This window comes from Chryseobacterium sp. 2987, from assembly GCF_031456375.1.
Taxonomy (GTDB): Bacteria; Bacteroidota; Bacteroidia; order Flavobacteriales; family Weeksellaceae; genus Chryseobacterium; species Chryseobacterium vaccae.
In genome coordinates this window covers 56732-82830 of the sequence record NZ_JAVDUN010000013.1, presented here as the reverse complement: position 1 = coordinate 82830, position 26099 = coordinate 56732, and the positions used below count along the sequence as shown (strand labels likewise).

Genomic DNA, 26099 nt, shown 5'->3' with positions numbered 1-26099 from the left:
TAATACATTCTAATTTGAAAGCAACGCTAAATTTTTCTTTTCTATACATAAAAAAATGCCCCTAAAAAGTGTCTAACTTTTTGGGGGCAGTCCATATTGTGTCAGGATTTATACGTATGGAAAGGTGGGCCTATTTAGAATCTCCCGGTTTGTGCTCGTGTGGTTTTAAATTGGGATGTTTGGGTTGGTTTTCTGGCGTAACTCTTCTTCTTTTGTCAGATGTTCCATCTTGTGTTTTAGGTTTAGGACCAGTTTTGATTGCTTTAATTGTTTCCATAAAGATAATTTTAGTTAGTAATTTAGATTGCTGTTAGAGGTATTAATTAACCCGAGCTCAGGTTAATTATCAATTGAATTAAGATAAAAACCTTGATTTTAATACAGAGATATAAATACAATTTCCGCGGTGCCGGAGGCACCGCGGAATCATATTAATCATCAAACTATCCCTTATGATAAGGGCATCCGGCTGCCGGATCAGCAGTATTACCGGTAACTGCCATATCCGGCTTTTTATCAAAAAACTGTTCTTCAATGATTTTTCTCTGGTCTTCGGGAATATCTTCCAGCTTACGAAGCGTATTGGTCTGGATGTGGGGCCAGCTTGTTGTACCTCCATCGTTTCCGAAGTCAAATTCGAAGAAAACAATCTGTTCGTATTGGAGTTGAAGGATTTCTTTTCCGTTTTCAACAACCGTTTCAATCCACATGTACATATCTACTTCAACGGTAGGAACAAAGCGGTTAACAAAAGGAACATTTAAAATACCTCCCTGTGCACCGGTCTTCATTTTGGAAGACATCTTGACGTGGACGTAGTTTTTGACTTCCTGTCCTCTCAACGTATCACGGAGCCTCATATCAGGCCGTACGGAATAAGGATACAGATCATCAGCCAGTATTCGCTGGGTGTAGATCTTGTTTGATCCCGGGTCGTTCTCATCTGTCAGGGTTTCATGTACCCAATCCGGTGCAGGCTGGTCCAGATCAATAATATGATCAGGTGTTACCCCGGCGCTGCCCATAGTGCGTGAAATAGAAAGATGATCCGGCTGCCATGCTTTCTCACCATATGGGAATTCAGGAGAGCCATTGATTAAATAACTCTGATTTTTAGGGGCAATATCTCCTAATAAAGTAATAGTACTGCCGTGAGGAATAACGCCGCTTCGAGAAATAGAATAATCCGGAATGAAATAAGGACCATCAAGACCAGCTCCGGGTTTTAATTCCTGAGCAGGAATAATTTCGTAGTAAGGCTGTCCTGGCTGCAGCTGGCTTTGAAGAATATATTCCTTTTCCTGTCCGTCCGGTGAAATGCGGAGAAGAGGCTCATCCCTGTATTTTCCGTCATAGCCGTAATTTTTATAATCTTCTTCTGAGAATGCGTGAATACCGCGGTCTCTTTCGATAGATTCTTTAGTTGCAGCATGATTGTACATATCGCTCAGCCATAGGTACATCCCGTTTTCCTCATGAATAGGCGTATATTTTAATGCATCTTGTCCTTCTACGGTGTTAACGCTCTTGATACTTTGTTCATATTTTACCGCTCCGCAGAACAGTTCACTGGCTCCGCCACGGTTACGCACACCACCGGGAACGATGGAAAACGTAAGCTTTTCAATATATTCTTCACAGTCGAAGCTGAATTTTCCCGGAATAGTTCCTGAATTAGTACCCGGAGAAGGCATAATTGTGGTATGGACACCGCTGGCTAATGAAGGCCGGCTAATATTCTCGTTGTAATTGGCATTGTAGCTCACCCATGTTCCGTCCAGAGCCGCCAGAATACCGTAATCTACACTATTCTCAATCTGTTGAAGGTTCTCTTCCCTGAAGGGTCTTACCGGGTCATCAATAAGAAGTTTAGAGTACCCGTCCATCAATTCTTCCAAAAATCCTTGCTGGCCGGCTTTTGCGGTTCTCAGTAGCTGACTTCCGGCCTCAAGACCTTCTTTTTTTCGTTTAAGCATGATATATTGTTTTTATGGTTATGGTTACAAACTAATGTATTCGAAAGTAGGACCTGCTGTATATTGAGAATCCAATGGCTGTTTCATTAATCCGACAGCCTGTTCTTTCAGGGCATACATGTACATGATTGATTTTTCCAGTTCTTTCTGGTTGCCTTCCACTGCGCTCTGGATGGCATCTAATAAACGGCGGTAGGTCTTGTTGAATTCCACGCCCTGAGCATATAACTCTTTGTTGTCCGTATAATCGCTTAGCTTAGGGTTTTCTTTCATAGGGTAGGCAGCACTCCAGTCTACAGGAAGAGGTTTCCCTGTCGGCGGGGTAGCAACGGGCATCATTCCGTCTTTATCCATGAAAGGCTCATAATTCCCTCCAATATAGAAATGCTCATGGAAAACTTCTTTAAATCTGAAATAATGAGCCAGTTCCACTCCCTCTTCAAACTGGGAAGGATCAACATCAAAAATAGAATCATCTGCACCTTCACCCTGTCCCTTGATTTCCTGGAAAACGGCAATTACCCCTTCCAGAGCTTCTACCGCATGTAATTTTCCACCGCTACCATAATATTGTTCCGGGCGGATCTGTTTGGCGGGATCTCCTGTGAAAATTCCTCCTGTGTTTAATTCTTTGAAGCTGGTAGGAAGGCTTCCGTGTTCCTGATAATAGGCAATAATCTGGAAAACCGTAATATAAAAGAACAGAACATCATAATATTCTCCAATGGTATGAACATTTTCCATGATAAAACCTTTCATATTTTCAAGTGTCCAGAAATTGTTTTCCTGCACGGCCATTCCTTTGGCTAATTTTGCACTGAATTCAAATTCCGGTTTGTACTTCGGAGCTTTTACTAGAGGACTGCTTGGACTTTCAATAGCGATAAAAGTGGCAATGCTATTGGGTGAAAACGTCTCGAGACCGACATAGAAATCAACATTCATGGGCAATTTCATCGGATAAACAGGGTAGTTCTGTGGTTTGTTCACAGAAGGCTGGATATTGATTGCATTCAGAACATTACAAACCATGATGAGGTGAAGCATTTCTTCAACAGCCACACTTCTGATGATCTGTGAAGCCAATGGATTCGTTCCCTCCTTGATGGAATAAAGAGCCGTAAGGTAGGGAGGAATGGTAGAATGCTCAATAAGGATAGCTGTCTGTAAAAGATCCTGAAGAACAGGACGGTAATCAATAGCAGCTAATCCCTTTTTTACCTTAGATGCTTTTTTATCCTTAAGCGGTAAATCTGAAATTTTTGAGCCGAACTGTGAACTTAAATACTGGTCAAACTCTTCAATCTGGTCATTGAGCAGCAGGTTCGTCAGCATTTTGCTGTGATGCTTTAATCCGTCAGTCCATTCTTGTTTACCTAAAGTGGAGTCAAATAATAAAGATTGTAGAGAAGTGTCGTCTGCAACGATAGTATCCCTACTTAAAGCCTTCGAAGACCGTAACGTTGCCGCTTTACTTTGAGGTATTGTTTCCTGTTCCTGAAGTTCTGTTTTATTGATAAGTCTTTGTCTCATGATTTTAATTTTTAAAAATGGGCTTCCAGATCGGTCAGGATAGATTCTACTGAACGGATCGTGAATGCAGATAAGGTTAAAGTAGGGTTGGAGGTTCCCAACGTTGTCATATTTCCGGCTCCGACGATGTATAAATTCGGGTGATCCCAGGATTTACAGTAGCTGTCCGTTACAGAGTCGTCCGGTGAAGAGCCCATTCTGTGGGTTCCCACAATATGTCCGGCTCCGTTGTAAGAATATCTTACATTATTATATACCGTTGTATTGGGATCTGTCGCGTTATACTTGGTGAAATCCTGAATTCCCAGCCTTTCAAATATCTGGTCTGAAGCCAGTTTTGCCTGTTCCATTGCCTTCTTTTCATAATCCGTAAGCTCGTAATGTACCACAGGACGCGGAATGCCCAGTGCATCCATGTACTGATTATTAATGGTTACTCTGTTATTAGGATTCGGCAGCTGTTCAATTTCAAAATGGAATAAAACCTGTCTGGAAAGCCTGTAGGTTAAAGCTTCTTTCAAATCTGTTCCAAAAAGCCCCTGTCCTAAGAATTCCGAAAGATCTGATCCCGGAGAAAAGGCAGGCCAGCTCCATCCCCAGTTATCGAGCGGAGAGATCCATGCCGAAAACTCACTCCTGAACTTCCCGTCACGGAAAGACGAAATATTGGTAGTCGATCCGGGCCCTCTATAGGAATATACTGGTTCAGGGAACAACCCCCAGGTCAGCATGACCATATGATCCATTAAATTTCTTCCTACCTGATCGCTGTTGTTGGCCACTGTTTTTTCTACCTGCCGGCCGTTTTCGGTAACCATATATTTTGAATTCAACAGAATTTTTGGATTTTCAAAAGCATTGGCTGCCAGAATAACGATAGAATCTGAAGTATCAATAAACTCTTCTATAAAATCTGTTTTCTCTTTTGAAGTATATCTTCTCAAATGAACTTTCGAAATTCTCTTCTGGTCAACGCTTAAACGATACACCACACTCTGAGCTTTAATCTCTATATGCGGATTGCGTTTAAGATTATCATTTTCATTGATTTTATACAATGCCTTTTTCAGGGTTTTTAAAGCATTGTATTTGGCCTGAACCGGGCAGATCGGTACACAGGAAGCATTACCTTCACAGCGTTCGCCCATATAAGGATTCCAGATGGATCCGAGCGCTTTGTATTCTTCTTTTTCCGAATCGTCCAGCACCAGGCTGTAGCCAGGCTTTTTATATTTTGCCCTGATGACTTTTGTATTTCCGTATCGAAGGTTTGGGGCAGAATTTCTTCCTTGCGGAGAAGGAACCAACAGTAACTGGATTTCTTCAAAATTCAGTTTAACACTTGTATCTTTAAGGCCTTTAATGATTTGATTATCCATGTAACTTTGGGGAATTTCTTCCATCGGAAACACATAATTGCCATAGTATTCTTCCATACTTTCATCGATGGGATATTCCTGTTTTGAAACATCTCCGGAAACACCGATCTCGAATTCAGCCATTTCGTAGTAAGGTTTTAAAGTATCGTAATCAATCGGCCAGTTGATCGGGCTTTTGTCGGAAGAATCAGGCTTATTGATCTCAATGCCATATTTTTCTGTAAGTCTGAAATCATTGGGAAGCATTCTTGGAGTAGTTCCCAGCCAGTGGAGGGTAGTTCCGCCTCCAACCCGGATCGCATCACTTGCAAAGGCCATAGGGCCAAACTGAACCAGATATCCTTTTTTATCAGGAAATGGAGGAGTGATCTGTGCGACGTTCAGAACGTTGGGTGAAGGAGCCTGCTTTAAATTGGGATAAGGAGAATTCGGAACTTTGGCTTCCTGAGTATAAAAAGTACGCATATACTCAGTATAATTGGTCATGGATGATACAGAATCCAGTTCAACCCCGGCTTCCAGACCGGCTTCATACATCAGAATCGATATTTCGTGATAGAATTCAAGAAAGAAATAGGTTTTAAAAAGCTCTAATCCAATCCTGTTTTCAAGCGTTTTGGGATCGATATTCTTTTTAGCTGCCTGAGCATCAATTTCTTTATGAGTCCTGTCTTTAGAATTGTTGATTTCGTTTTGATAGGAAGCAGATGCAGGCAGATGTTCTAATTTTTTAACTGATTCAAAATCAATTTCTGCCAGTATTTCTTTAAATCTCAGATTCGCTGCCGTACGATGAATGAATTTTTTTCCGTTCAAGCTGTACACATGATCCGTCAGCAGTTTAGCGATCAGCGATCCGGCGATCCCTGTTCCTACGATGATCACATCTTTTTTGTGGGTAGGCTTTCTCATGAGTTGCTGTTTACAGGTTCAACTGCCCAGGATTTATAACCGGGTTGTTTGGCCCCCGGCGGATGGGCATTCATCACGTTCCATACCAGTCCTTCCTGATAAGAAAGATCGTTGATATAAGCTCCTTCCCAGGTCCCTAGGTACCATAAAGTAATTACCTTATCAGCAATATCACTCATTCCTGGATTCATGACGATTTCAGAAACAATTGCATTTTTTAACTGATCTTCAGTGAAAGACTTTTCAAGCACATTTTTAGAAACAGTCAGAAATTCTACAAACGTACCTGCGTCAAGGTTTCCCAGAATGTAAGTGTAGTACGTTTCTGTGAGCCCTGTAGATTGAAGTTCGTTCACCGTAAATCCGGTAAGGGCCTGTGAGATCGACATAAACACGTTGAAATAATAATCATCAACGTTGAGGATTTTGTTCGTAATAATCATTTCGTTAAAAGTTTGATGGTTGTGGTATCTTTATTTTTGTAATCATGGCTGGGCTTTCTGTCAGAAATTTCTGGGCATTGTTTGAACACCCATCTCATTTTCAGAAATGGTTTGTAGCTTTGAGGGCTATCCATAATGATCAGTTTTTGTTTATCCCGAAATTACCGAGATCCCGTTACATACGATTCAGTATTTCTACGTAATTTTTGTTAGTGTTTAAATTAAACGGCACATGAAATACTCTAAATAAAGAGATTTGGAGTGATTTGTTTTCACTTAGTTTAGAATTATTTTAAATAATAGGGAGGTTTGATAGAGATAAATTTTTTTAGACACTTTAGAGCACTTAAGAAAGTGTAAAAAGAATGTTAATTAAAGTTCACATAAGAAGAAAATCAAGGATTTTCAGCAAATTTTTAAAATTATAATCAATTTCTTAAAAATAAACAGTCGAAGCGATATCGCTTCATCAGTGACGAAGTCGCATCACTTTGCCCACTCAAAATAAAACGAAATTATTCATCAACTTTGCGTTAACCTTTTTGGCGAACCCTGAAGAAAAATAGTTGGATAAAATTTAAGTAGGCTTTAAATTCAATAATATACTTTTTCATACTGTCATATTCTGAACTAAATCCATAAATTTGTACCTCATCGGGTACCACTCCCCAAAACAATCCATTAAACGAATAACGAAAATTGAAGAAAGCATTGAGTTTGATGACTATAATTTTAACCAGTGTAAAATTATATTCACAGAATACGTACGTATTTTTTGGTTCATTTAACTGGGATAAAGAAACAGAGGGGATTTATGTGTATGAACTGGATACCGTCCGTGGAAAACTATCTAAAGTAACCTCAGCAAAAAATATTCTGAATCCGTCATTCCTGACCTTATCTCCCAACGGTAAGTATCTTTTTGCCTGTACAGAAAGCAAAACGAAAAATGCAGGAAGTGTAAGCAGTTTTGAGTTTAGCCCCAAAGACAGGACACTGACCTTTATCAACATCCAAAAAAGCGGCGGCGAAAATCCGGTATATCTTACGGCCCATCAAAATGCAAAATGGCTGGTTAATGGGAATTATATAGAGGGAAGTGTTTCTGTATATCCGGTTTCGGAGGATGGAATGATTCAGCCTGCAGTTCAGAATTTCCAGTTTTCAGAAGGGAGTATCAATCGGGATAGGCAGGACCGTTCCCATATCCATTCAACTGTATTTTCTCCTGATTTTAATTATGTTTTTCTTCCTGATCTGGGGGCTGATAAGATCAGAGCTTATCAGTTTGAAAAGGAAAATGATAAACCTTTAACGACTGCTGAGATTCCTTTTACACAGGCAGTTTTAGGAAGCGGACCAAGACATTTTACCTTTCATCCGAACGGAAAATTTGCCTACTGTATTGAGGAAATGGGAGGAGCGGTAAGTGTATATTCATACGAAAACGGGAAATTAACCCCTGTACAAAGGATGTTTACCCATTCTGAAAAATTCAAGGAGGATTTTGAAGGCTCGGATGTTCATATTTCTCCTGATGGTAAGTTTTTATATGCATCCAACCGCGGACATGAAAATAATATTGCGATCTTTTCCATTCAGAATGACGGAAAACTGAAAAATGTAGGCTATCAGCCGACCAAAGGAAAACATCCGAGAACATTTGCTAAAGATGAATCCGGAAAGTTCCTGATCGTAACCAATGTTGTAAGCAGTGATGTGTTTGTATTTAAGAGAAATGCAGAAACTGGACTGCTGAAAAAAGTAGGAGGCCGGGTTAAAATAAGAAATGTAACTTCCGTACAGATCAGAAAATATTAATTTTTTTACAGATACAGAATGGATAAAGAGGTAATAGACTATATCAGGAATTATTTTGGACATTGAATGACCGGCGATGAACAGTCAGCATTGAAGTACCATATGTACACCAGTAAAACATCTGAAGATTCTCAGATCAGACAGGTAATGATCGAAAGAGGCTGGATAAACCAGGATCCGCAAGTAATCGCTCTTTTGAAAAATGGCTATAATGAATTTGAACAAAATACAATGAAAAGGATTATGACGGAAACTCCGGAAAAGGTATTCTTTAACAACTGTCCGGAATGCGGAAAATTGGCCAGGACCCCTTTGGCTAAGCAGTGCAGGCATTGCGGACACAGCTGGCGGGATGAATAAAAAAAAGGTTCATCTTTTTAGGATAATTTTTAGCTTTTTCACCTCCTTAACCTTAATTCAGATTCCGATAAAATTTTAAAATCTAAAGTACAGGAATACTTATGGTTTATTCTTAACAGATATAGTTATATATACTGAATTATTCAGTAGCAATGGGCTTTAGCCCATTGCACAAAATAAAATCTTCCAATCCGGCTTTATCCAAAATTTATGCATTAAAAATACAGTCCAAAAACTAATGGCTGCTGATAATACTCTTCAGCACCGCATTCTTAATAGTCGCTTCTTTATAACTCCAATATTCGCTGTTTCTTGGCATCTGGTTTTCAAGAACAATTACACTGGTGTCTGTGGAAGGAAAATACACATTAAGGCAGGTAAAGCCGTCTCCCAGTCCTGTGATCCCGAAATAATCCAGACCCTGTTCTTTGATAACCCTCACGCTATACCCGAATCCCATATTTTCTTTTCCAAAAACATTGTGCTGAGATAGAGTAGAAGCTGTCATCATCGCCTTTTGATATTTGGACGAAAGCAATTTCCCTTTGTACAGCGCCTGGTCCCATTTCGCCAGATCCTGAACTGTGGAAATAATTCCGGCAGCAGGGAGCAGTTCGTTATTGATGAATGTTTCATCAACTTTCTGATACTGATTATTTTCACTTCTGTATCCCGGAACTAAGGATTGCTTATTCTGTGGATCGTAGCAGAAGGTTTTATTCATTTTCAGTTTCCTGAAAAGGGAATGGGCCAGCTCCGTGAATTTCTTTTTCGTTGTATTTTCAAGGATCTCCCCTAAAAGAGCATAGGATAAATTACCATATTTGAATTGCGAACCCGGCTTGATAACCAGTGGTTTTTCCGTGTCCACAATACCGTGGGTATGATTCAGTAGGTTGTGCACTGTTACCGTGTCAGCCCACGATTGAGTAAGTTTCGGAAGGTATTTTTTGATCGGGGTCTGAAGATCAAGAGTTCCTTTTTCAGCTTCCTGCAGGACGAGGACTGCGGTAATTTGCTTTGAATTGGACATGATTTCGAACTGATCATTAGTTTTCAGGGGAGTTTTTTTATCAAAATCCCTGTATCCATGCGCTTTCAGATATTTGGTTTTCCCGGCTTGGGACACGAGGACAACCCCGGTGAACTGTAAAGGCACTGAAGAGGTAATAATACTGTCGATTTTCTTTACATAGGAATCAGATTTCTGGGCTTTTACAGGAATACTGAATAGTGCAGCAGTAAGTAATGCAGAAAAAAAATGGGTTTTAAACATGGATTTATTTAGTGTTATAATGGTCATAAGCGGCTTTGGAAATATCTGCTATAATGGCTTCAGCGTTGTCAAAGCTTTCATAGGTATTGTGTACGAAAACGGCAACCACGATTTTCCTGTTATGGGGAAGTTCAATAATTCCGTAGCTGTTGACTGCACCTGTCATGCCCGCTTTATTGGTGAAAGAAGTTCCGCTTCTGTGAGCAACTTTTACATTGGCCGGGAGTTTTCCTTTCAGGCGTTTCAGCCCGGTCTGGTTATTGAGCATGGCGTTATAAAGCCATTGAGTGTGCGCTTTATTCAATATTTTTCCCTGATAGAACTTTTCTAACAGGTTAGCCGCCTTATTGGGGGTGATCGTATTGATAAACTGAGAATCCCAGTCTTTGTGCATGCCTTCTTCATCGTTTTTGATGATGAAATCACTGCCGATAAGCTTTTGTACAGGTTCCGTACCCCCAATCAGTCTTAGGATAATATCCGTTAAATTGTTATCACTGTAGCACATCATCCATTGTAAAGCATCTTCCAAGGTAATGATAATATTTCCTTCAGGATATTTTTCCCGGAAGGGGCTCCAGGTATCTTCCAGCAGTTGTTCCTTTTTAATGAGCATCTTTTGATCCAACCTTAGCTTACCTTTTTCAACCTGATGAAGCGTTGTTAAAGCAATCGGGAACTTAAAGGTACTCAGCATCGGATAAAATTTTTCACCATTGATCTGGACTTTATCATTCTTTTGAACTCCGATAACAGAAACTCCTACATCCGCTTTTTTACCGGAAATAATGTTTTCAATTTTTTGAGTGAGAGTATGGGCTTTTTGAGCATTCAGGCTGAACGATCCCAGCATAAGGCTTAAGGCAGTACAGTAAAATCTTACAGATTGCATGATATTTTATTAAAATGATTAATTCTTTAAATATTCGAGAATTCTGAGGGTCATATATTCTCCTTCTTCCGGAGTTGCATCATTATCCATATTACCATGGTTGACAGGGGTGAAATCAACCGTCATTCCGTATTTCTTTTTTTCTTCTTCCGTAGGCAGAACTCCGTCGTCCGCAGGGTAATCCTTGGAGCGAAGCGTATAGATTTTAGGATGAGTTGTTCTGGGCAAAGGCATTCTCCGGTTATCCATGGTAATCACTTTATAGATCATTTCCGGATGCTGATGAGCAAACAGAGCGGTCATGTCACCACCGTTGGAATGTCCTATTACAGCCAGTTTATGGTAATCAAGATCAGGAAAATCGGTTTTTAGTTTGTTCAGGACAAAAAGAATATTCTGTGAACCACGTTCCCAATTGGGCATTCTTGTCACCTGAAGATTTCCATCCATTGCCAGTATTTCGTCGGTAGGCAGCTCATGCTGTATGCTTACAACAAAATACCCTTTTGAAGCGAGAAGCTTGGTGAGGTAAGAGTAAACAAAATAATCACCGCCTTTATTCTCACCCCACCCGTGGCTGAAAATGATTGGAGTAAGGTTATAGTTTTTTTTATTTTTAGGGTGATAAATGGCGATCGGGATCTTCCGGTCTCTGGATTGATCGAAATAAGTCAAAGTATCCGGTTCAAAATCAGCACTGGCAACTGCAATACCGCCGGTTTTCACAGAACACTGAATAAAAAGTAAACTTAAAATAATAAATAGTAAATACCGCATGATGTTAAAAGCTGAGTTATTTAAGGTCATAATTTCTGGCGGCCCACTTTTTAGCAGGGAGAATCCACTCATCGGAAGCAAGGTATAAAAACCCGTGCTTTAACCCGGTATTGATTTCCATTTCTTTAAAACGGGTAACAGGAAGAGTTGACAGTTCTTTTCTTTTGATGGCAGATACTCCGTAACTATCAGTTTTTTCATAAATAGTCAGAATATTTCCGCAGAAATTGATGTCAGGAATTTCCTTAATATCAGAATTCTGATAACAGCCGATCAGGACAAAATTAAGGTCCGGGTTTTTAGCATACGTTGAAACAAACTGAGCAATATATCCGCCTTTGGAAGTACCGACTACGGTAATATGATCGGGCTTGTCTCCCATTGCCGTTAAACTGTCGATTTGGGCTGTCACCTTCCTAGCGTACATTACAGCATCCGTTTTAGGTTTTCTTTTCTCGCTGATAACAACAAAGCCGTCCTTCCTGAAAGAAGCCAGTATTTCATTATATTCAGCTTTAGTATTATATTCAGTGGAAATAGTTCCTGAAGGATGGTTCTCTAAAAACTTATTGTGCAGAAAAAACACATAATTCTTTTCTTCCGGGACAGTTTCTGTTTTCTTATGAGGCTGGCAGCTGAAAGAGATTATTGAAATCAGTGCAGACAGGATGAGTTCTCTTATAGTCATTATTCTATTGAGCTTTATAGTAGTTGTAGGTAGCATTAGCAATATCTGCGATTATTTTTTCAGTGTCAGCACGTTCTTCTTTAATGTTTTTCAGATAGACTGAAAGGATAATATGCTGCCCGTTGGGTAGTTTAAAAATTCCGACATCATTCATGGCTGCTCTCATATTATCTTGATTATTCCCGGAAATACCTGTTCTGTGAGCAAGTTCGGTTCCGGGAGGCAGGCCTGCTTTCATCCAAGTCAGTCCGCGTGAGGTTTGCACCATGATCCGGTAAAGGTAGTCTGTTGTATTTTCCTTCAGAATTTTTCCATTATAAAACTTTTCCAGCAGAAGAGTGGTGGCTTCAGGAGTAGTCACATTGACATACAGATTTTCCCAGGCTTTACCCATCTGTTCCTCATCCAGTTTAATGGTAATATCTTTGATTCCCTGTTTATTGATGAATTTTTGAACGAATTCAGGGCCTCCTATCATTCTCAGAAGAATATCACAGCCATTGTTGTCACTGTGGGCAACCATATACCGTAGCAGTTGGTTAAGAGTCAGATAGATATTCCCATCAGGAAATTCATCCCGGATAGGACTCCAGGTGTCAGGAAGCAATTCCTCTTTCTTGATCAGGAATTTCTGATACAGTTTTAGTTTGCCTTTATCAACCTGATCCAGTACTGCAAGGGCAATATGAAATTTGAAAACGCTCATCATAGGCATGCTCATATGTCCATTGATGCTTAATGTATCTTCGTTCTCTATGTTTTTGATCGATATTCCGGCAGTTACATTTTTAGCCGTTATAATCCGGTTGATCTCTTTTCGCAAGTTTTCAGTCGACTGGGCGCTCAGTTGTATGGAAAGTACGCAGACCGAAGCCAGAAACAAAATTTTTTTCATTTTGTGAAAGGTCGTTTTTATAGTTTTAATGTATTGGCTAAATATTTCAGACTGTATGGGAAATTCAGTTTGAATGCTGTTCAGTATCTCGCTAAATTAAACAAAAAAAGAAAGCACTTTGTACGGTTTTTGAAAAAAATAAAAAAAATTCTCCTGTAAAAAAGAGGGCGTTATTCCAAAATTAAAAGACAGGTTATTCTATGAAAAGAATGAGCTTATTAAGCTAAATATCAGTAAATTTAATAACTTAAACTCAGTTCGGGAGAGATTAAAGGTTTGAAGCTGGTAGCTGGAAGAGGGAAGTTATGAAAGCCATCGATAATAGGTGGTTATCTTTCTTTAAATTAATTCAATTTTATAATAACTTCTAATACCTATAACTAAAAAGAACTTCCAGCCTTAACTCGAACTCTTAGGTTAGTTTAACGAAATATGAGATGATTACAATAGTATTGAAACGCATCTATGAAACACCTTCCTCGGAAGACGGTCTCCGTGTTCTGGTTGACCGTCTCTGGCCGAGAGGTATTTCTAAGGAACATGCAGCTATTGATGAATGGGATAAAGATCTGGCGCCTTCGTCAGAGCTCAGGAAATGGTTTCATCACGATCCTGAATTATGGAAAGATTTCTCCGAAAAATACAGGCAGGAACTTCATGAAAGTAATCATGGAAAAGACTTCCTGCTCCGTTACAAAGACCAGAAAAAGATCACGCTGCTATATGCTGCAAAAGACAAAAATCACTGTCATGCCATTATTTTAAAACAATATCTCGAAAGTTTATAGCCAAAAAAGCAGGGATTAACTCTCTGCTTTTTCTTTTTTTACGGCTTGGTTCATGATCAGAATAATTCCCAGAAGAAAAAGAGCAATAATAAGATAGCGCCACGCCAGACCATTTTGCTCCGTGACTGTTCCGCTTACAGAGATGATAAAACTGGTAACCGAAGTGATCACATACACCAATCCGCCCATCAAACCTCCGGCTGTTCCTGCATTTTTAGGAAAATACAGCATACTTGTTGTGAAGAATGATGTAAACAGAATTCCTGAACAGATATGAATAAAGAAGGCAAACGGAATCATGATAAAAAGACTTTCTGCAAAATATCCGGTAATAATCAGTCCGGTAATCAGGACAAGCTGCAGGATAATAGGCTGTAATATCCGATCCTTAAAATCAAGTTTAAGCCTGCGTTTTCCGATAAAACCGCCAATCATCCATGAAAAACCTAAGATCAGCGTACAGTAACCAATCACAACCGGAGTAAAATGGAACGTGTTTTCAATAATAAAAGGGCCGGTAATATTGAAAAGCATGACGATGGAATAACTAAGCCCCAGAATAATGATCCCAAGCATAAAAATACGGTTCTTTAGCATCATTTTATACAAACTGATATTTTCAGAAAGATCCAGTTTCTTCTTCTCCGGAAGGGTTTCTCCGCTGAAAAACCATTCGAAAAGAAAAAGAATTCCCGCATACAGCGCCAGAAAATGAAAATTGGCGTGCCAGTTGAACAGCTTTTCAAGATATCCGCCTAAAAAAGGTGCTAAAATAGGTCCGCACGACCAAACAATAGTGAAATAACTCAGGTAATGCTTTACTTTTTCAGAATCATAAATATCTACAAATATAGCACGGGTAGCCACAACCAGAACAGAAACGGCGGCTCCCTGGAGAATACGAAGCAGGCATATGAGGAAAATGCTGTCTGTCATCGTAATCAGGATACTGCTCAGGATCAATAGAAATAAGGCCAGTAATTTGGGTCGGTAGCGTCCTATACTGTCCAGAATACCTCCTACAAACAGCTGGGAAATCCCGTAACTTAGCAGATAAGATGTTAAAGTAATTTGAATATCTTTCTCAGAAACCTGCATTTCTTTAGCCATAGAAGGAAAGGAGGGCAGGTAAATATCAGTGACAAATCCGGAAAGCGGAATTGACACAAAAGCCATGATTGTTATTAATCTGATTCGTTTTTCAGATGCTTCTTTCACCAACATAATCATTCATTTTTTTTACCGTACAAAAGTACATCAGGAATAACAGGAATGAATTTTAAAAGACAAAGTAAAAATTACAAAAATCAAAGATTTATAATGCGTTTTTAAATTTAAGCGGAGAGACATCGGCATGCTTTTTAAAGAAATTATTGAAGTGGGCAGGCTGATCGAATCCCAGGGTATAGCCTATTTCAGCAATATCCCAGTTGGTATATTTCAGAAGGTTTTTAGACTCTTCAAACATCCTTTCTTTAATGATCTGGGTGGTGGTAAGCTGGGTAACCGACTTTACCGATGAATTCAGGTGGTTAACATGTACATTAAGATGCTCTGCAAAATCAGAAGCCGTTTTCAGAGCCAGCGGATAAGCCGGAGAGTCCAGAGGAAACTGTCTGTTGAGTAATTCATCAAATAAACGATATAGGCGGATATTAGCCGGCAGTTCATTAGGATTAATATCATCCACACGGTTTTCCAGGGCCAGATGAAGAACAGAAGCCAGATGGCTTTTAATGCTGTTGCAACGGAACGGATATGCAGAATTGTTCATCCTGTAAATCTGGTCGAAATAAAGTGTTGCGAGCTGTGTCTGTTCCTCCGTTAAAAAAACAACAGGCTTGCTCCATTCCTTAAACAGGGAGGTCTTTTTAAAAAGATTGAATTCTGAATTTCCGTTAAAAAATTCCTGATTGAAGAGACAGAAATAGCCTTCCTGGAAATCTCCGTCACATTCCCATGAATACGGAATGCTGGGCGATGGAAAAAACAGGGCAGGGCGGTCAATATACAGTTGGTGTGAACCATAATGAATCGTGCCTTTTCCTATGATAAAGCTGATCTTATAATAATCACGGCGGTTGTATGGGCTTTTAAAACTGCAATACTTCCGCATTGAAATATTGAAGTGGGATTTTCCCATTTCAAAATCTTCAGAATCAAATATTTTGATCTGATCTTTACGGATGCGACGATAATAATCCTCTATGGTTTCCAGTTGGTCACTCATGGTATTGGAATTATAAAAATCAAAGATACGGAAATATGGTGAAGTCAGAAAGCCAGAAGTTGGAGTAGGGAAGCTGTTGAAGTCCTTAAACCAAAAGTACTCTGTTGTATGGATTTCTCCCAGAACAGAACATTACATGAGATCTCTGTCTTTCATTCTCTCTAAATCTCCATTGTCAGTACATGGGACGGAAGCTGAAAAGGTCCTGCTTTGGAATCCGCAACCACTGTAAAACCGGATTCTTTTAAAAACTCCAGCAGTGGATCATGAACCAGCATATTGATCCATAGTACATCCGTAAAGCTCACTGCCGATCTGCATTTTTTCCAGAGGGATTGCCTTGTTTCCGGAGCGTTAAATTCAGGGAGAATAATAAAACTGATCTCTGTAGTTTTTTTTCCGTCAGAAATTCCGGGATATGCAGTACCGCTTTTTATAATGCTGTATCCAACTGGTTTCTGGTCAGCATAGGTCATAATCAGCTGGTTGGAAAGATCATTCAGATCATTGATCATCTTTCTGGGGTCTATTTCATTTTTGATGTATTTTTGAATGTCCTCTTCAGAAACAAAGTCTTTATGCAGACTGTAGACCGAAGAATCAATGATGGATATAAGATCAGAAATTCCCTCTTCAGAACCTACTTTAAATTTTGAAATGATCTCCATGAGTTTTTTTTATTCAAAATTATAAGATTATTTCATTCAAAAGGGATACAGTTATGTTAAATTTAATTGGTACAGTTAAAAGAGATGGAAAATTTTCAACCTGCTTTCCATCTTTCAACGTAAAATATATTTAGACTCAACATTTTTATCCGCCTGTATCTGCGGGATATTGTCTATTGTTTTAAACTGCAGACCGTTGATCCATTTCTCATTCACAAGATCTATATCTGCTCCGCTGAGGATATGTTTCTGGAAAAAGTAAGAAATGTCTTTATCCAGGTATTTCTGAGCCAGGTCCAAAAGAAGTTCATCCGTAAACTTCAGGTTTTTCTCTTTACAGGTTTTCAGCAGTTCCTGCATCAGATCATCCAGCGATTTTTTATAATTACTTTTCATCAGGATCTGGTTATCCAGCCAGAAAGCGAAGATAGCTCCACGCCTGTAGGGAACTTTTTCTATATCACGGCTTTTCCAGAAATCATCTTTGATGGTATAATTCATAATGTTTCGCTGTGGGTTTTTCCAGTGGTTTTTAATTACTTCTTCATTAAACAGCTTCATCCATTCATCCAATGAAATATCTTTGATTCTCAGCCTGTTTTTATAGGTGTAATAATCTGTGAACCCTTCACTGAACCAGTAGTTAAGCTCTTCATGCTTGTTTTTGATGGTGGTTCCTATCCAGTCATGCATCAGTTCGTGATGAAGAAGATAAAGATAACTATTCTTGTTATTGAAGGGGTTATTGGTTCCCTGGATCATAAAAGCATTTTTTATGGCCGATCCGGTAGTGCTGTATCCTTTAAATGTACTGTCTTTCCGGGAGACGGTAGGACTCATAATTACAGTAAAATAATCCTGATCATAATCTTTCCAGAAATCACGCTGAGACTGTACCGCTTTTTTCAGATTTGAAAACAGAAAATCATCAGAAAACCCGTTATTCCATTCATCCCGGACAGCAAAATATACAGGTTGATCATGAACTTTAAAATCATAGATTCTGTAATCACCACCTACAAAAAGGGAATTGTAAAAACCTTCCCATAACACGGTCTTGATCTTTTGTTGACGAACCTGGCTGGCAAAAGTATTGTGAATCTTAAAATCTGCAGGAAAACCAATCCACTCAACAGAAAATTCAAACTTTTGATCATCAGGCATCTCCGTGAAAGATTTTGGAACAACGAATAAGTTCTTCCCAAGAACATGAAAAAAATGGTTTTTGATCCTTGGGCGGTTGAAAATACGATGGTTGGGATCTTCAAAATCCTGTTTGATTCTATAGGTAAAAGAAACTTTTTTACTGTTTTTATGGTGAATTTTGACCAAATCTTTTTCCGGCTGCATCTCAAATCGGATCTCAGGATTGTCTTCCTGGCGCAGGATTAGGCATTTAAAAAGGTCTTTTTCACCCCAGTTTTCATTGCTGTAATAGAAATCGGTAACTTGTGAAGAGTTTTTTCCGGTATAATCTACCTGTACTTTTAAACCATCCTGCTCTGCATTTTTGCCATAATACACTTTATAGCTGATTTTATTTTGAGCATATGCAGACAATGGTAGAATAAGAAGTAGTAAAAATAATTTCTGGATCATCGGTTAACTGTTTTTTCAAATGTAGTTAAAATGGTCAAAAGGTTGGTTGTCTTTTGATAATCACGCTTTAAAATATTTTATTATGTTCTTTCACCGATTTTAAATAACCAAAAAAGCGTATTCAAAAAAATCTGCAAAATCTGCGAGCGAAAAAACGTTCAAAACATCTGTGTCATCTGAGAGATCTGTGGCAAATCTATTGGTATTGATGCTTTTTTTGGAACGCAAAGTTCCAGATTCTTTATGCATATTTTTAAGGAAGCTAAGTGTAGAATCAACTTGCTGGTCTTCGGCTGTTAATCATAGCTCCAAAACCTGCTGGCACCCTAAATATTTTAATCATTAAAATTCTTGCACCCTTTAGCAAAAAAACACTCAAAAGCATCTATGACCTGTAGAGAATTTCTTTTGTCCTATTATGCGTTTCAATATCCAAAAAAGCCTTGTGCCGTTGCGTTTTTCCAACATTCAGGGTGTGCAACAAGAAGAATTTCGATAAAAACATAGAATTTTGATGAATTAACCTCATTTTTTTTATCTTCAGTTAGGCTGGAATCACCATAAAACCTATATTTGCAGCCTAAATTTTAAAAATAATGAAAGAACTAATTGAAAAAATCAACGCAGAATTTGAAGCGTTCGCAACAGAGGCTAACCAACAAGCAGAAAAAGGAAACAAAGCTGCAGGTACAAGAGCTCGTAAATCAGCTTTAGAACTTAGCAAACTGTTCAAAGAATTCAGAAAAGTTTCTGTAGAAGAAGCTAAAAAATAGTTCAGTTCCAGCCGGCTCATCGAGCCGGTTTTTTTATGTCTTGATTTTTCTAAGGGATTCACTGTATTAGATGTTAAAATCTCCCAGTTTTAAGTATTTTTTACTAAAATTACATTCCAAAAGTTAAATACTATTAAATTGTATTAAACCACTCTTTTTTTTCCGTTTCTGCATATATATTTGTGGCATTGATTTTAAAATTAATGAACTAATAACCCCATGAAACATTCTTATTTATTATTTGTCTTTTTTTTCGGAATTTTTTCTGCTCAGAAATTGAAAGTTGTAGACTCTGAAACCGGAAGTCCTGTTCCTAATGCGAGGATTCTTCTGAGTAATCAGATTATATACACCAATGAAGATGGATTTGCACCCGTTAATTCAGACGTTGCCAGTTTTGAAATATCGGCTTCGGGCTATCAGAAAGAAAAAATAAGAGCTTTTAGTGCTTTAGTAAAATTGAAGCCGCTTTATAAAGATATCGGAGAAATTAAAATTGTAGATGTAGATATCAAAAAACTATTTCAGGATGTAAGCAAAAACTACCACAAACGGTATTATAATGAGCCTTCCCTGTATGATGTGGTGTATAAAGAAAAAAAGATAGATAATGATAAGCTTTATTTCCTGGTTATTGCAGAAACGAAGTTATGGAGTAAAAGCAACGAATATAACTTCAGGGACGGAATCCGGAAGAACTATGATGAAATCCTCCAGATGCAGCTGAATAATGTGAAGTACATGAGGAATATGAAATCCGACAGTGTTTTCATAGCCAATACCAATGATTTCTCCCACGAATATATGGGGAATTATTTCTTCAATTTTGAACTAAACCGCACAATGACTCACATAAAAAATAAAGATTCAAAATATTCAGGAAGGTTGATTTTTGAAGAAGGAGACGAACAGCTGATTTCTTTTAAAATAAAATCCGGTGCCGGTATTGAGATAAAAGGAGAGTTTAAATATAATAAGACTGATAAAACGATTACCTATTTTGAAACCCATTACCTGCAGACCCATTATCCAATGATGAAAAGAAAAACTACAGATGGAAGAGAGTACGATTATCAGTTGGGAGATGCCTCGCTTATTTTTGATTTTTATAAAAAAGACGGAATGTATTTGCCTGCTCTATGCAAACTGGAAGGGGATAAATATGTGGCAGTTTATGACGGGGAAAAACACGAGCGTAAATTCAGCAGGGAGGTGATTTATAATACCTTCGCAAAATCCAATGATAGGGGGCTTTCTTCAAAGGTAGATTTTAGTAAAAATATCTGGGAAAATGTCCCTGTAAAAGAAGAAAAGGACGGAACGATTCTTCTTTCTGAGGAGGAGCAGGCTTTTATTAACGGAAAATAAATTCTTATTTTATTACAATGGGACCGTCCGGTTGGGCGGTCTTTTTTATGCTTTTTTCTTCTACAGATTTTTTTTGAATGGATCGTTGTTGGTTTAACGCTAATAACGGCAAGAGCATTAACATTCAGTAAAGGAAGAATCGGTGTGAAAATAGCTGTAAACCTTTGGTTTTCTTGCGCCTTAAAAGCATTATAATGGTTTAAACCCTTGTGTCTATTGCGTTTTCCAACAAAAAAATCCCCAGTTTGATAAACTATTTTTTTGTTTCCCGCAGATCGCACAGATTTCGCAGATTTTTCTGAATGGGTATTGTTTGGTTAGTGTTAAAGATTTCTTTTTTTGTATAAATCGCCTCATATCGGATTTTTTGCTTTCATTATCTCCCTAAATTCCTTTATCTTTAAGCAATCAATAAAGGTTATGAAGATAAATAGATTTTTTGCAGTGCCGGCAGTTGTGCTGGCAGCCCAGTTCTCGTGGGCTCAGATCAAGGTAGATTCGAAAGAAAAACTTAATCCCATAGTAAAAAGTTTTGTAGATGAAGTAAACAGCAATTCTCAGCTGGAAAATCTGGCTTATGAGCTATTGGATGGCATTGGTCCACGCCTTGTAGGAACTCCCGAAATGCTTGCCGCCAACGAGTGGTCAGCAGAAAAGCTCAAATCATGGGGGATAGAAGCTAACCTGCAGCAGTTTGGAACCTGGAAAGGATGGCAGAGAGGTACTACCCATGTAGATATGGTGTACCCGCGGATAAAATCACTGTCTGCAACACAGCTGGCGTGGAGTCCGGCGACTAAAAAAGCAGTGGAAGCAGAAGTAATTATTCTTCCAAAAGCAGCCTCCAAAGCTGAATTTGATCAATGGTTGTCTTCTGTAAAAGGAAAAATAGTACTGATTGCCCAGTATCAGAAAATCGGACGTTCAGATGAACAGATAAAAGAATTTGCAACTCCTGAACTTTATGAAAAGCTTAAAGCAGAAAAAGAACAGGCAACAAAGGATTTTAACGCCTATGTAAAAAATATAGGCTACGATAATAATACGCTTCCGGAAGCTCTGGAAAAAGCAGGAGCCGCAGGAATTGTGATTTCAAACTGGACAGGCATCATGGGGGCAAACCGGATTTTCGGGGCCAAGACTACAAAAATTCCAATGATTGATATTGATGTGGAAGATTATGGAATGCTGTACAGAATGGCTGAAAAAGGAGCAAAGCCTAAAATTAAAATTGATGCCCAGTCTAAAATACTTCCTGATGCCAAAAACTTCAATACCATCGGGATGATTAAAGGAAAAGAAAAGCCGGATGAATATGTAATCCTTTCTGCCCACCTTGATTCATGGGATGGGGCACAGGGAGCAACTGACAACGGAACGGGAACCATTACGATGCTTGAAGCGATGAGGCTTCTGAAAAAATATTACCCGAACAACAAAAGAACAATCGTTATCGGACTTTGGGGGAGCGAAGAGCAGGGACTGAACGGTTCCAGAGGTTTTGTAGCCGATAACCCTCAGATTATAAAAGGAGTGCAGGCTGCTTTCAACCAGGATAACGGAACGGGACGTGTGGTTAACATCAGCGGGCAGGGGTTTGTGAAAGCCTACGACTATATCGGAAGATGGCTTGACGGAGTGCCAAAATCAGTAAGAGGACATATTAAAACTGATTTCCCGGGAATGCCTGGTGGCGGAGGTTCCGATCATGCTTCATTCGTAGCAGCAGGAGTGCCGGGAATTTCTTTAGGCTCTCTGAACTGGGGGTATTTCGGATATACATGGCATACCAAAAAAGATACCTATGATAAAATTGTTTTTGATGAGGTGAAAAATAATGTAGTTCTTACCGCTGCATTGGCTTATATGGCTTCTGAAGATCCTGAGTTTTCCAACAGAGAGAAAAGGGTAATGCCGCAGGATGACAAAGGTGAAACAATGAAATGGCCGGAAGCAAAAGAACCGAGAAGAGATTCTAAAGATTATAAATAATTGGGGATAGAAAAGTCGGGGTGCTGGAGTTTCCTGATCAATGAAACTTATTCCTTGTTTTCCGTTAAAGGTATCTGAAAATTAAATGATAGACAAAAAAGACTGTTTCTATTGGAGAGACAGTCTTTTTCGTTTTTTTTAATTGAGAAATATTGTACTGTTCAATGCGCCGTTTTGATGTTTTTCTGTTGAAGCATTGCTTTTATTTCCTTGATTCTACTCTCCTGAACGATATAGGTTTTGCAGATTGTATTATTGAGGTGCATGCTGAAATTCATACGGGTACCTTCTGCTTCCCAGGTATGATGAGCTGGTGGAATATAATCTGTAAAGACGGGAAAGAAATTGATAAGGCATAAAAAATTCCTGCTCAATGACTTTAAAAATCTGGGATAATTCCCAAAGTCATCAATCACTTTCATTTTAAATACCTTTTTTCCTAAGGTAGTCCCCCAATAGGTTTCAGATATTGCTCCAAAGATAATTACACAGGGAATAGAATATATGAAACTTACTATAGCAATCTCTTTACCTATGATAAGGAAGATGAGAAAGAAGGGGAGCATATCAATGAGCTTGGCAAAAACCCTTTTCCGTTCACTGTCTTTATAAGAAGGGTTGTAAGGAAGATCATATTCAAAAGAATTATAGATTCTGTTACCCTGTTCGTCAAAATAACGGGTGGGTCTGTGAATGATCTTTTTTTCTTTAGTTTCTGATATTTTCATGGAGCTCCCTGAATAGTTTTTCAATTTGTTAAATATAATTTTTCAACTCTGAAAATTTTGAAACAGAATACCTTTGCTCTTGAATGTCCAGTTTTCCAAAGCCATATTCACAGAAAATAAAAGGCAGACCATTTGATTTTGAAGAGCTATAATCCGTCTGGGTATCTCCAATATAAATGGTATCATTATGCTTCATCGTATTCCTTTCCATAATCAGTTTTATATTCTCAGCTTTCGGTTTTTTTGTCCGGCCATGAGATTCAAAATCTGTAAATAGTTTGTTGAATTGGTAAAAATCCAGAAAAGCTTCAATGTATCCGTCCTGGCAGTTGCTCACAATGAAAAGATTGTGTGTTTTTGACAGGTCTTTTAAAGTATCTTCAACACCTTCATACAGGATCCCGCCCTGGGTACGCAAAATGATGTTCTCCTGTGCTGCAATTTCAGCAAGGATTGTTGTAACCTCCTGATCTGTAATTCCCGGTGCAATCATTTTGACAATATCGTCCGTCAGCAGACCCATATACTGATCCATATCTTCAGGTTTCAGTTCTTTTTCAATAATCTGGTGCTGAGTTAAAACGTGGTTCCATATATTAATAATAGATGCTCTGGAATCCCATAAGGTTCCGTCTAAATCGAAAATTAAATTTTTATATTTCAAAATGCGGTGTTTATATTTTAATTTTTAATCATGATTAATGCGATAAAAACTACAAAATCATGCTTAACTGAACTCTTTTTCTCGCTTCATCCACTTCCGTTACTTTTACCTTTACATGCTGGTGAAGTTTCACCACTTCGTTTACATCAGATACAAAGCCGTCTTTCAGCTGGGAGATATGAACCAGTCCGCTTTCTTTGATTCCAAGGTCTACAAAACATCCGAATGCTGTAATATTGTTGACGATCCCCGGAAGGATCATTCCTGTTTTTAAATCTTTAATGCTTTTTACATTTGGATCAAACTCAAAAACCTTAGCTGCTTTTCGTGGATCCAGTCCTGGTTTTTCAAGCTCTTTCAGGATGTCTTTAATACTTAAAATTCCGATTTCTCCGGTAATATAGTTTTCAGGTTTTACCAAAGCAATTTTTTCTTTATTGGCAATCAGTTCATTGGTTTTAATACCGAGATCTTTAGCCATTTTTTCTACAATTCCATACGCTTCAGGGTGTACGGCAGAATTGTCCAGAGGGTTTTTAGCATTGGATATTCTGACAAATGCAGCGGCCTGCTGAAAAGCTTTTTCTCCAAGTCTTGGTACTTTTTTAAGCTGCTTCCGGTCTTCAAAAGCTCCGTTTTCAGCGCGGTAAGTAACGATATTTTCAGCCATTTTTTCTCCGATTCCGGAAACATAGCTTAATAGCGATTTGCTGGCTGTGTTTAAATTAATACCCACAGAGTTTACACATTTCATTACCGTGGAATCCAGTTCGCTCTTCAATTGGGTTTGGTCTACATCATGCTGATACTGGCCAACACCAATGGATTTTGCATCAATTTTTACCAGTTCTGCCAAAGGATCGGAAAGTCTTCTTCCGATGGAAACAGCGCCACGCACCGTCACATCATAGGTTGGAAATTCATCCCTTGCAATTTTACTGGCCGAATAAACAGATGCTCCGGCTTCCGAAACTACAAAAACCTGCAGCGGCCTGTCAAAGGCGATTTTTTTAATAAAGAACTCTGTTTCACGGCTTGCTGTTCCGTTTCCGATGGAAATGGCTTCAATGTTGTAAGCATTCACCATAGAACGGATCTTTTTCATGGCCATTCCGCTTTCATTCTGCGGAGCGTGAGGGTAGAGGGTTTCATTGTGGAGGAGATCTCCTTTTTCATCCAGACAAACGACTTTACATCCGCTTCTGTAACCGGGATCAATAGCCAGAATTCTTTTTTCTCCCAAAGGCGGTGCTAAAAGTAACTGACTTAAATTTTCAGAAAAGATCTGAATGGCTTTCTGATCAGCTTTTTCCTTAGCCTCCTGTAAGGCCTCATTGGAAATGGCTGGTTCTAAAAGTCTTTTATAGCTGTCTTTTATAGCAAGAGCAATCTGCTCAGAACTTTCGTTATTCGATTTAATGATTGCTTTTTCAATGAAATCGATGGCTTCTTCTTTGTCAATGCTGACGTTTGTTTTCACAAAGCCTTCTGCTTCGGCTCTTAACATGGCCAGAAGTCGGTGGGAGGGAGTTCTGCCAAGGTTTTCTTCCCATTCAAAATACTGGGAAAACTTTTGCGCTTCTTCCTCATCCTTTTTGGTTTTTACCACTTTAGAGGTTACTACAGCCTTACGCTGAAAGATCCGGCGGAGATTCTTACGGACGTACATATTTTCATTAATCCATTCTGCCATGATGTCTCTGGCGCCCTGAAGAGCCTCTTCCTCAGACGGAACTTCATTATTAAGGTATTTTGATGCAAGAAACAGAACATCATTGTTTTTCTGACTCATGATGATTTTGGCTAAAGGTTCCAATCCTTTTTCTTTAGCCGCATCCGCTTTGGTTTTCTTCCGTTTTTTGAAAGGCAGGTATAAATCTTCCAGCTCCTGTAGATCATAGCTCTCTTCAATCCTTTGACGAAGCTCAGGCGTTAAAGCATTCTGTTCCTCAACAGACTTTAAAATGGATTCCTTTCTCTTTACAATTTCATCAAACTGTTTACTGATTTTTGAAATCTGTTCAATCTGTATTTCATCCAGATTCCCGGTTTTATCCTTCCGGTAACGCGAAATAAAAGGAATGGTGCAGTCTTCTGCTAATAATTGTAAAGTATTGTTGATGCTCTTTTCAGAAATGTTGAGCTGCTTCTGTATAAATTCTACGGTCGTCATTGTTCTGTTTTCGGATGGCTAAAATAGGATTTTAAAACGAAAAAAGGCGAGTTACCCCGCCTTGAATGTTTTCACAACGGAATAATCCTTATTGTGAATTGCTTTTCAAAATTATTAATACAAATATAGAAGAAAAAATCTTTAATAGAATTATGGAAATCCGT

At 38.7% G+C, this 26099-nt stretch carries 23 protein-coding genes; 6 read left to right on the top strand and 17 right to left on the bottom strand.

Annotated features, from left to right (window positions below; genetic code table 11):
* Positions 1–130: 130 nt before the first annotated feature.
* From J2Y40_RS23105 to J2Y40_RS23085, 5 genes are all read right to left on the bottom strand, one after another.
* Positions 131–277: a hypothetical protein gene (locus tag J2Y40_RS23105; protein ID WP_185151937.1), complete on the bottom strand. Its 147-nt coding sequence runs from the start codon at positions 275–277 to the stop codon at positions 131–133.
* Positions 278–443: 166 nt separating this feature from the next.
* Positions 444–1976 carry a peroxidase, FMP-type gene (locus J2Y40_RS23100; protein WP_310001672.1) on the bottom strand — a complete coding sequence of 511 codons (1533 nt, stop codon included), beginning with the start codon at positions 1974–1976 and terminating at the stop codon, positions 444–446.
* 24 nt (positions 1977–2000) lie between these two features.
* Positions 2001–3509: a ferritin-like protein gene (locus J2Y40_RS23095; protein ID WP_153393182.1), complete on the bottom strand. Its 1509-nt coding sequence runs from the start codon at positions 3507–3509 to the stop codon at positions 2001–2003.
* A gap of 11 nt (positions 3510–3520) precedes the next feature.
* On the bottom strand, positions 3521–5800 hold the full coding sequence (locus tag J2Y40_RS23090; protein WP_310001670.1) for a GMC family oxidoreductase: 2280 nt from the start codon (positions 5798–5800) through the stop codon (positions 3521–3523).
* Entirely contained in the window at positions 5797–6243 is a 447-nt protein-coding gene (locus tag J2Y40_RS23085) for a hypothetical protein (protein ID WP_310001668.1), read from the bottom strand. Before J2Y40_RS23085 ends, J2Y40_RS23090 begins: the two co-directional genes overlap by 4 nt.
* Positions 6244–6963: 720 nt before the next feature.
* Here J2Y40_RS23085 and J2Y40_RS23080 point away from each other — a divergent pair.
* Together J2Y40_RS23080 and J2Y40_RS23075 are read left to right on the top strand one after the other, a co-directional pair.
* A complete protein-coding gene (locus J2Y40_RS23080; protein WP_310001666.1) occupies positions 6964–8064 on the top strand; it encodes a lactonase family protein in 1101 nt (366 codons plus the stop codon).
* 66 nt (positions 8065–8130) lie between these two features.
* Entirely contained in the window at positions 8131–8424 is a 294-nt protein-coding gene (locus tag J2Y40_RS23075; RefSeq protein ID WP_310001663.1) for a hypothetical protein, read from the top strand.
* Positions 8425–8659: 235 nt separating this feature from the next.
* Here the strand turns inward: J2Y40_RS23075 and J2Y40_RS23070 are convergent, their stop codons facing one another.
* From J2Y40_RS23070 to bla (J2Y40_RS23050), 5 genes are read right to left on the bottom strand one after another with little or no spacing between them, the layout of a single operon-like run.
* The gene (locus tag J2Y40_RS23070) at positions 8660–9727 is read right to left on the bottom strand and encodes a serine hydrolase domain-containing protein (RefSeq protein WP_310001661.1); all 1068 of its coding nucleotides are present in this window, start codon (positions 9725–9727) and stop codon (positions 8660–8662) included.
* Positions 9705–10592, bottom strand: coding sequence for a class A beta-lactamase (bla, locus tag J2Y40_RS23065; protein ID WP_310001659.1), 888 nt, complete (start codon positions 10590–10592; stop codon positions 9705–9707). The genes J2Y40_RS23070 and bla (J2Y40_RS23065) overlap by 23 nt, the downstream gene beginning before the upstream one ends.
* An 18-nt stretch (positions 10593–10610) precedes the next feature.
* Positions 10611–11399: an alpha/beta hydrolase gene (locus tag J2Y40_RS23060; protein ID WP_310001657.1), complete on the bottom strand. Its 789-nt coding sequence runs from the start codon at positions 11397–11399 to the stop codon at positions 10611–10613.
* Positions 11386–12057 (bottom strand): alpha/beta hydrolase, encoded by a 672-nt coding sequence (locus tag J2Y40_RS23055; protein ID WP_310001656.1) that lies wholly within the window; start codon positions 12055–12057, stop codon positions 11386–11388. The genes J2Y40_RS23060 and J2Y40_RS23055 overlap by 14 nt, the downstream gene beginning before the upstream one ends.
* A gap of 4 nt (positions 12058–12061) precedes the next feature.
* Positions 12062–12952 (bottom strand): class A beta-lactamase, subclass A2, encoded by an 891-nt coding sequence (gene bla, locus J2Y40_RS23050; protein ID WP_310001654.1) that lies wholly within the window; start codon positions 12950–12952, stop codon positions 12062–12064.
* A gap of 437 nt (positions 12953–13389) precedes the next feature.
* On the opposite strand from bla (J2Y40_RS23050), the gene J2Y40_RS23045 reads away from it, so the two are divergent.
* Entirely contained in the window at positions 13390–13740 is a 351-nt protein-coding gene (locus J2Y40_RS23045) for a DUF488 domain-containing protein (protein WP_310001652.1), read from the top strand.
* Positions 13741–13755: 15 nt separating this feature from the next.
* Here J2Y40_RS23045 and J2Y40_RS23040 read toward each other — a convergent pair whose 3' ends face one another.
* From J2Y40_RS23040 to J2Y40_RS23025, 4 genes are all read right to left on the bottom strand, one after another.
* A complete protein-coding gene (locus tag J2Y40_RS23040) occupies positions 13756–14961 on the bottom strand; it encodes an MFS transporter (RefSeq protein ID WP_153399790.1) in 1206 nt (401 codons plus the stop codon).
* Between the two features lie 94 nt (positions 14962–15055).
* Entirely contained in the window at positions 15056–15970 is a 915-nt protein-coding gene (locus J2Y40_RS23035) for an AraC family transcriptional regulator (RefSeq protein WP_153393152.1), read from the bottom strand.
* Positions 15971–16131: 161 nt separating this feature from the next.
* A complete protein-coding gene (locus tag J2Y40_RS23030) occupies positions 16132–16638 on the bottom strand; it encodes a hypothetical protein (RefSeq protein WP_310001647.1) in 507 nt (168 codons plus the stop codon).
* A gap of 114 nt (positions 16639–16752) precedes the next feature.
* The gene (locus tag J2Y40_RS23025) at positions 16753–18237 is read right to left on the bottom strand and encodes a M1 family aminopeptidase (protein WP_310001645.1); all 1485 of its coding nucleotides are present in this window, start codon (positions 18235–18237) and stop codon (positions 16753–16755) included.
* 596 nt (positions 18238–18833) lie between these two features.
* Here J2Y40_RS23025 and J2Y40_RS23020 point away from each other — a divergent pair.
* The 3 genes from J2Y40_RS23020 (at position 18834) to J2Y40_RS23010 (ending at position 22370) form a co-directional block, all read left to right on the top strand.
* Entirely contained in the window at positions 18834–19010 is a 177-nt protein-coding gene (locus J2Y40_RS23020) for a histone H1 (protein WP_040994607.1), read from the top strand.
* Between the two features lie 219 nt (positions 19011–19229).
* Positions 19230–20378, top strand: coding sequence for a hypothetical protein (locus J2Y40_RS23015; protein WP_310001639.1), 1149 nt, complete (start codon positions 19230–19232; stop codon positions 20376–20378).
* 420 nt (positions 20379–20798) lie between these two features.
* Positions 20799–22370, top strand: a complete 1572-nt coding sequence (locus J2Y40_RS23010; protein WP_310001637.1) for a M20/M25/M40 family metallo-hydrolase — start codon at positions 20799–20801, stop codon at positions 22368–22370.
* 161 nt (positions 22371–22531) lie between these two features.
* Here J2Y40_RS23010 and J2Y40_RS23005 read toward each other — a convergent pair whose 3' ends face one another.
* From J2Y40_RS23005 to J2Y40_RS22995, 3 genes are read right to left on the bottom strand one after another with little or no spacing between them, the layout of a single operon-like run.
* Positions 22532–23098: an RDD family protein gene (locus tag J2Y40_RS23005; protein ID WP_310001635.1), complete on the bottom strand. Its 567-nt coding sequence runs from the start codon at positions 23096–23098 to the stop codon at positions 22532–22534.
* A gap of 28 nt (positions 23099–23126) precedes the next feature.
* Positions 23127–23762: an HAD family hydrolase gene (locus J2Y40_RS23000; protein WP_310001633.1), complete on the bottom strand. Its 636-nt coding sequence runs from the start codon at positions 23760–23762 to the stop codon at positions 23127–23129.
* 49 nt (positions 23763–23811) lie between these two features.
* A complete protein-coding gene (locus J2Y40_RS22995; protein ID WP_310001631.1) occupies positions 23812–25935 on the bottom strand; it encodes a Tex family protein in 2124 nt (707 codons plus the stop codon).
* Positions 25936–26099 lie beyond the last annotated feature (164 nt).